This window comes from Cyanobacteria bacterium GSL.Bin1, from assembly GCA_009909085.1.
GTDB lineage: Bacteria > Cyanobacteriota > Cyanobacteriia > Cyanobacteriales > Rubidibacteraceae > Halothece.
Map to the genome: position 1 here is coordinate 94,008 of JAAANX010000128.1, position 7,095 is coordinate 101,102.

General features: G+C 44.9%; 8 protein-coding genes. 4 read left to right on the plus strand and 4 right to left on the minus strand.

Going from position 1 to position 7,095, the window contains the following annotated elements; translation table 11 throughout:
- Window positions 1-51: 51 nt before the first annotated feature.
- Window positions 52-1,737, plus strand: coding sequence for an ABC transporter (locus GVY04_16455; protein ID NBD17661.1), 1,686 nt, complete (start codon window positions 52-54; stop codon window positions 1,735-1,737).
- A 2-nt stretch (window positions 1,738-1,739) separates the two neighbouring features.
- On the plus strand, window positions 1,740-2,345 hold the full coding sequence (locus GVY04_16460; GenBank protein NBD17662.1) for a DUF4340 domain-containing protein: 606 nt from the start codon (window positions 1,740-1,742) through the stop codon (window positions 2,343-2,345).
- Here the strand turns inward: GVY04_16460 and GVY04_16465 are convergent.
- The gene (locus tag GVY04_16465) at window positions 2,322-3,347 is read right to left on the minus strand and encodes a sodium:calcium antiporter (protein ID NBD17663.1); all 1,026 of its coding nucleotides are present in this window, start codon (window positions 3,345-3,347) and stop codon (window positions 2,322-2,324) included. The two genes, GVY04_16460 and GVY04_16465, sit on opposite strands and share 24 nt — an antisense overlap.
- Before the next feature lie 67 nt (window positions 3,348-3,414).
- Here GVY04_16465 and GVY04_16470 point away from each other — a divergent pair, with 67 nt between their 5' ends.
- Window positions 3,415-3,912: a DUF427 domain-containing protein gene (locus GVY04_16470; protein ID NBD17664.1), complete on the plus strand. Its 498-nt coding sequence runs from the start codon at window positions 3,415-3,417 to the stop codon at window positions 3,910-3,912.
- A 128-nt stretch (window positions 3,913-4,040) separates the two neighbouring features.
- Here GVY04_16470 and GVY04_16475 read toward each other — a convergent pair whose 3' ends face one another.
- The 3 genes from GVY04_16475 to GVY04_16485 all read right to left on the minus strand — a co-directional run bounded on the left by GVY04_16475 (window position 4,041) and on the right by GVY04_16485 (window position 6,582).
- Window positions 4,041-5,171, minus strand: coding sequence for a beta-ketoacyl-ACP synthase (locus GVY04_16475; protein NBD17665.1), 1,131 nt, complete (start codon window positions 5,169-5,171; stop codon window positions 4,041-4,043).
- 112 nt (window positions 5,172-5,283) lie between these two features.
- Window positions 5,284-6,003 carry a peptidylprolyl isomerase gene (locus GVY04_16480; GenBank protein NBD17666.1) on the minus strand — a complete coding sequence of 240 codons (720 nt, stop codon included), beginning with the start codon at window positions 6,001-6,003 and terminating at the stop codon, window positions 5,284-5,286.
- A gap of 12 nt (window positions 6,004-6,015) precedes the next feature.
- Complete coding sequence (locus tag GVY04_16485) at window positions 6,016-6,582, minus strand: photosystem I assembly protein Ycf4 (protein ID NBD17667.1); 567 nt, start codon at window positions 6,580-6,582, stop codon at window positions 6,016-6,018.
- A 394-nt stretch (window positions 6,583-6,976) separates the two neighbouring features.
- Here GVY04_16485 and GVY04_16490 point away from each other — a divergent pair.
- The coding region (locus GVY04_16490; GenBank protein NBD17668.1) for a photosystem II D2 protein (photosystem q(a) protein) at window positions 6,977-7,095 on the plus strand (119 nt) is incomplete at its 3' end.

A 7,095-nucleotide genomic window follows, 5' to 3' on the forward strand; every position in this document is an offset into this window, starting at 1 on the left:
ACCTTTTCTCCTATAATGACCCCTGTGATGAAACGGATGGAATCCTAATTGATGGCTAAGTATTTGTTTTTATTTGGCATTATTATTGTCATTGTTGGTCTGACGGCGGGTTATGTGGCGAATGAGTGGTTACCAATTCCGTTGGGATTAATGGTAGCCGGTGGCGTCATTGCAATTATTAGTTTAGTTTTCCTAACCCGACACTTCTGGCAACGACGTTCAACGCAAGCGAATTTAAATGCTGTAATTGCCCTGATCGCGCTGTTTGTAATTGTTGGCTTGTTGAACTTTTTAAGCGTCCGCTATGAAAAAACCGTTGATTTGACGGAAAATAATCTTTATACCATTGCCCCCCAATCCAAGCAATTAGTGTCAAACTTAGAACAACCGTTAACGGTTTGGGTTTTTAAGAATCTGCCGTCTCAGGAAACCGAACGGTTATTAAACAATTATCAACAACAAAGCGAGAACTTTCAGGTGGAATTTGTTGATCCCCAGACCAATATTGCGAAAGTGGAAGAATTTGGTGTGGAATCTTATGGAGAAGTTTATGTTGAATATGAAGACAAAACGCAGTTTGTTCAACAAGTGAGTGAAGTTGAACCCATTTCAGAAGTTAAATTAACCAGCGCCATTCAAAATATTCAGCGCGATCGCGTTTCGTTTGTTTATGTTTTGCAAGGACATGGCGAACCCCCATTAGATGCGGTACAAGGAGGCTTATCACAAGCGGTTGCAAGCTTGGAACAACAAGGGTATAAAGTCGAACCGTTTAATTTTGCCGAAGAAACCAATCTGCCCAACTTAGCTAATAGTGTATTGCTGATTGCCTCTCCACAGCGAGAATTATTCGGCGCAGAAGTGGATGCCATTGCCCTTTATTTAGCGGAAGGGGGTAGCCTCTTACTCCTGCTTGATCCCGATAGTAACAGTGGCTTAGACCCGATTTTAGATACTTGGGGCATTCAACTCGATGATCGGGTCATTGTCGATGCCTCTGGACAAGGGCAAGTGCTGGGGTTTAATGTGGCAACTGCTCTTGTCACGCGTTACGGGGATCATCCGATTACTAATCCCTTTGGCAATGGGATTTCCGTTTATCCTCTAGCTCGTCCGGTTGATGCAGTAGAAAAAGAAGGAATTGCTGCCACGGCTTTAGCGTATACCAGTGAAGAGAGTTGGGCAGAAAGTGATACCACCCAGGAAGAATTAGCATATAACCCAGAACGCGATCGCGCTGGACCCTTAGTGATCAGTTTTGCTTTGGATCGCGTGGAAGCCTCGTCCTCCGAAATGCAAACCGAGGAAGAAACAGAAGTATCTCCAGATCTGCCTGATCAGGAAATGCCTGAGGCTGAACCACAAACGGAAGAAATGCCTGCTAATGCTGAAGGAGAAGCCACCAATCCTATTGAGGAAACCCCAGAAGACACAGCAAGTGAAGAAATCGCTTCTCCGCAACCGAGTCCAGATTCAAGAGTGGTTGTGTTTGGCGATTCTGATTTTGCAAGGAATGGTTTGTTTATGCAGCAACTGAATGGAGATATGTTTTTAAATTCTGTTGACTGGCTAGCGAATCGGGATACCGCCGCTTTAGCCTTGCGTCCGAAAGAAGAAACAAACCGACGGATTAATCTTAGTCCGCAGCAAGCCGCAATTTTAAGTCGAATCGCAATTGGGATTGTTCCCCTGTTTGGTTTAATTCTAGCAATTATTAGTTGGTTGAGACGGCGTTAACAATGCAGAAAACAACTCTTGTTTTAATACTCATTGCCCTAGGATTAGGGGGATATGTTTATTTTTTTGAAATACGCTTTCCCTCTCAAGAAGAAATAGAAACAGCGTCTCAGCAAAGTTTATTTTCTTTTGCTGAAGCAGACGTACAACGGTTGGAAATCGAAAAGAACAGTGGAGAAACCTTAGAATTCCTAAGGTTAGAAGACACCGCCAATTCTTGGCAAATGAAACAACCGGAAGATTCACCGGCAGAAGAAGGAACGATTGTCTTTTTATTAGATCTCTTAGTTAAAGAAAGCAGTAGTGAGACCTTCACAGTAGAAGCAGATCAATTAGAAACTTACGGCTTAAACAATCCCTTAGCAACTATTAATATTGAGTTGCAAGATAATACAAACCATCAAGTGGTTTTAGGCAACCCGACGTTTGATGAAGAACAGATTTATGCACAAATCAATCCAGAAGACAGTGCAACCCAAGCAATCTCTATTCTTCCCATCGACTTTCAATATGCTGTCGAACGTTCCTTATCCGAATGGAAAGCATCTCCTCCAGCAGACAAACCAGAGACGCCCGATCCTGATTTACCCTCTGAAGAAGAGGAATAAATAACCGCCAAAATAGCAGAGGAGGACTAAAAAACTTTCAAATCCGATATTGGCAATGCCATATTTTTCTCGACGTAGCAGTCCCAACAGAAGAATACTAGTAATAAGGAGGGTTAGCGCGATCGCGAAAATTTCACTGCTGGTAATGGCTTGATAAATCGATCCTTGATCATAGGCAAAATCAGAAATCGCTAAGAACAAAACATCAAAACTATTGCCTCCCATCACCCCTCCGACTGCTAAAGTTAATGCGCCCTCTCTCACCGCAGCAACCGTTGTTACTAGTTCTGGCAGTGAGGTGACAACAGCAGTAAAAATGCCTCCCATGACGGACTCAGATAGCCCAGTTTCCTCGGCAATCACCAATCCACTCTTAGCAATTAAATATCCCGCTTCTCCTAGCAATCCGGCTAAGATAATAAATTGACCCCACAGCCGGAATAGCGAGTCATGGGCGGTTATCTCCGCTGGTTCATCGAAACGGGTTTGTTCGGTTTTGCGCGGTCGCCACATCGGTCTGGTGCGGACTTCTGAAGTGAGGAACAGTCCGAAAAGATAACTGAGAATCAACACACCAGATACGGGATGAATCCAACCCCAAAGGCTAATTTCTGGTGTTGCGATCGCGAGTAAAGGGAGGGAAAGGAGGGTAATTAGTAACGTTCCTTGGATTAAGTTAGCCACGGATGCTGCAGCGTGTTCCAGATTAGCCCGGCGATAAAAGATATCCGCGATCGCGAGAAAGGCGGTTTGCGCAGCAATCCCCCCAATCGCATTACTAATCGCTAAACTCGGATGATTGTTGGTTGCAGCGGTCACGGAGGTAACAATTCCCGACAGAGATGTGCTTCCCCCCAAAAAAACCGCACCAATCATCGCTTCTCCCATCCCGGTTTTGTCGGCGAGGCGATCAGAAAGTTTGGTCATGCGCGTCCCTAGCAGCGCGATCGCGCCAGCGCAAAAGATAAAAATTAAGAGACTTGTGGTTACAGACAAACTCAGCACCCACTACGATTGGAACTTTTCTTAAAATAGCAAGGAGAACACAGCAATCATAGCAATCTGGATCATGTTTAACCGTCAACGCATCGAACCGAAACCCGGACAAGAATCAGTGTGGGATTATCCCCGTCCACCCCGTCTTGAACAATCTACAAAACACATCCAAGTTGTATTTAACGGTGAAGTGGTTGCAGATACCAAAAAGCCCTTGCGAATGTTAGAAACGAGTCATCCGCCGGTTTATTATATTCCCGCTGCAGATGTCAAACCGGAGTATCTCACCCCAACCAATCATCAAACGTTTTGTGAATGGAAAGGGAAAGCCCGTTATTACACGTTGCAAGTGGGTGATCAAGAAGCAGTAAATGCGGTTTGGGATTATCCCAATCCCAGTTCTCGTTATCCTGAGATCGTAGACCACTTCGCTTTTTATCCCGCAAAAATGGAAGCGTGTTATGTCGATGGCGAGAAAGTCCAAGCGCAAGCCGGAGATTTTTATGGCGGTTGGGTGACCAGTGATATTGTGGGTCCGTTTAAAGGTGCCCCCGGAACGTGGGGCTGGTAAATCAGTGATTAGTGATTAGTTACCAAGAGAAGCAAGACAAGGAGGATTAGGAAGACAAGGGAGAGGAGGAGGGCTTATAACCAAGAAACTAATGACTAATGACTAATGACTAATGACTAATGACTAGTCTATCTCCTCACGATAATTGCACCGTTTTGTCCGCCAAAACCGAAACTTAAAATAAGAGCCGCGTTAATCTCACTTGGCATCGCGTGTTTAACTAAGTTTAAATCAAATTCAGACTCTCTTAATCCTACACAGGGGGGTAGAGTCTGGGTTTGCAACGCCATTAAGGTAAAAGCCAGCGCGATCGCGCCCGAAGCCCCTAAGGTATGACCTGTTGCCCCTTTCGTAGAACTCACTGCAACGTCACGGGGAAACAAAGATTGAATCAACTGGGCTTCTCGGGCATCATTGAGTTGCGTACTGGTTCCATGGGCGTGGATGTAATTAATTTCACTTGCAGTAATCCCACTCATTTCTAAACTCTTTTTTACCGCGAGACTCGCGCAGCGATAATTGGGATCAGGCGCACTGACATGATAAGCATCGCAGGTTAACCCAAAGCCTGCGATTTCCCCATAGATATGAGCGTTTCTGCTTTGCGCCGAGGCAAGAGATTCTAACATAAAAACGGCTCCCCCTTCTCCGAGAACCAGCCCTTCGCGCTTTGTATCGAAGGGATAACAACCGGTTTTGGCTAAAGCCCCCATTTGGGCAAAACCAGCCAAAGTAAGAGGCGTAACGGGGGTTTCAACCGCACCTGCCATCACTTGTTCACACTGTCCAGTTTGGATTAATTCATAGCCTTGCGCGATCGCGCAAATTCCTGTGCTACACGCTGCCATTGGCGATAGAACCATACTGTTACTCCCCACCATTTGCGCTGTCGCGATCGCACTTTGGTGAGGCAAGATCTCCAGCCAGTTAACCAATTCTCCTTTTTGTTTGGCAATTTTTTCGATGTCTCCCTGGCAACCCCGACTGGAACCCACAACGATCCCACAATCGGGTAAAGGAGGTTTTAAAGTTGCATCCGCTAGCGCAGCGTTAACGATTGATGGGGTCAAAACTGCCAGAGATAACGGTTGGTCTTGAATCAAGGACAAAGGATAAGGGGGTAGTTCTGGAAACGGCTGCTGTAAAACAATGCTGGAATTGCGAGCGAGTAATTGGTGCCAACTTTGACTAACATTGCCCAATCCTGTCCAACAACCGATTCCAGTAATAACGATTGTTTGTTCTTTGTCCTTTATCATTAGTCCTTTGTCCTTTGACAATACTCATGATTACATTCGTGATTAGTGACAGATACTCAATGAAAGGTCTCTAGGTAACTAAATAACGAATGACCACTGACCAATGAACAGATTAATTTCTAATTAAATTATCCAGTCCAGATACAACTTTTGCAGATTCGATACGGTCTCCTTGCTGAATCGTATCGACAACATCCATCCCACTGTCAACTTCGCCAAATACAGCATAGTCACCATCTAAGAATGGTAGTTCTGCGAGGGTAATAAAGAATTGGGAAGAAGCGGAATTGGGCATCTGCGATCGCGCCATCGATAAGACGCCGCGCTCATGTTTCAAAGCTGGGTTTTTTTCAAAACCAGCTTGCTGTAAAGTTTTACCATAAACCGGCTCCTCTGCCTCTTCCGGCAAAATTTCCAAAGGAATCGAGCGTCGTTGACCGGTTTCCGGATTCACAAAGCCGCCGGTGCCATTGCCTTTGGGATCACCACCCTGGACAACAAAGGGCTGCGGTTCCTTGACCACCCGATGAAAGGTTAAACCATCATAAAATTTTCGTTGGACCAAATCCACAAAATTACCAGCCGTTACAGGAGCTTTATCCCCCTTAATGATCAGGGTAATGGGAGACCCTTTCACGGTTAACTCAACAGTTGCTGTGCCATTTAATTGCGGTAAATTACTCATCGTTACACTCTCTGGGGTGGTTTGGGAATTACTTTGTTGGTTATCTGGGCTGGGGTTGGAGGTTGCACTGCACCCGCTGAGAAAAACAGTGATGACAACCATCACTGATACAACTCTACCGAGCCACCGTTGGAAAGATTGATTCATTGACATATGCCTTTAAATTCCTTCAAGAGGGACACCTAAAAAACGAGCTAACTCTGCACCCCGATTCTCTAATTCACTTAGGGAAAGGGGTTCTCCCACACGCGTGAGAGGAATATTTCTCCGTCCTTTAATCCGTAAATAGAGGGAGCGCTTGGGGTTCAAGCCTTCTTTAATCTCTGCTTTGACCGCCTCAATTTCATTAAGATTATGCTCTAATTCAATCCGGCGGTTTTTACCGGGATAACCCCAACGGAAAATCTTAACTTGATTTGTGTTTTTATTAAACTCGTTGTAACCGCCCCCTACATCCCAGAGAATGACGAGCCAGAGGTAAAGGGATACGAGTGAACCGGCAACACCGTAGAAGGTTAAAGCAATTCCCTGGGGAATGAATTGTAAATCAGTGGGGTCACTAACAATCAGTAAATTAACTTGTAAATAGCTCGATAGACCTGCCAAAAGAAAACCGACCCCGCCAATCATGGCAATGACAGCCCAGAAATAGTTGCTAGGACGGCGAGCACCAGTAATGTCTTGCCTCAGGACTTGGCTATCTTGAGCGGTTGCAGATGCACTCATCTAATATCTCCTTCAGTTCTTAACGTTTGCCTTTTCCAGGATTGACGGGAAAAGGGACTTAAAGATAATTGTTCTCTAATGACCATGTTCCATTCTAGAATGTCCATGAGACAGTAGAAATAGAGTAAGTCGCTTCGCATCATTGCACAATCCCCCTCGAAAAATGAGGAAAACTTGTGCTATTGTTAAAAAAAGTTAAGTTAACCCCTTCTCAATCTTTAGAGAAATGTCCCGACATGGGGAGTTTCTAAGGGGTGCAATCATCATTAACTTTTTTCTGTCTCTGCGGAGCCTTTCTTAACATTTTTAGTGCAGGTAGGTTATCCTAAAGAGACAAAAGCACGTAAAACTTAGTATTCTTGCAACAAATTATTAAGCAAGAGGATTTGAAACAATGACTATTGCAGTAGGACGCGCCCAACAACAAAGAGGAGTCTTCGACCTCGTCGATGACTGGCTCAAGCGCGACAGATTTGTCTTTATTGGCTGGTCGGGTTTACTGCTATTCCCTTG

Bases quoted from the DNA above. Each gene is read 5' to 3' on its own strand.
- GVY04_16480 (NBD17666.1), bottom strand. From the start codon at position 6,003: ATGAATCAATCTTTCCAACGGTGGCTCGGTAGAGTTGTATCAGTGATG.
- GVY04_16455 (NBD17661.1), top strand. From the start codon at position 52: ATGGCTAAGTATTTGTTTTTATTTGGCATTATTATTGTCATTGTTGGT.
- GVY04_16470 (NBD17664.1), top strand. From the start codon at position 3,415: ATGTTTAACCGTCAACGCATCGAACCGAAACCCGGACAAGAATCAGTG.
- GVY04_16460 (NBD17662.1), top strand. From the start codon at position 1,740: ATGCAGAAAACAACTCTTGTTTTAATACTCATTGCCCTAGGATTAGGG.
- GVY04_16475 (NBD17665.1), bottom strand. From the start codon at position 5,171: ATGATAAAGGACAAAGAACAAACAATCGTTATTACTGGAATCGGTTGT.
- GVY04_16485 (NBD17667.1), bottom strand. From the start codon at position 6,582: ATGAGTGCATCTGCAACCGCTCAAGATAGCCAAGTCCTGAGGCAAGAC.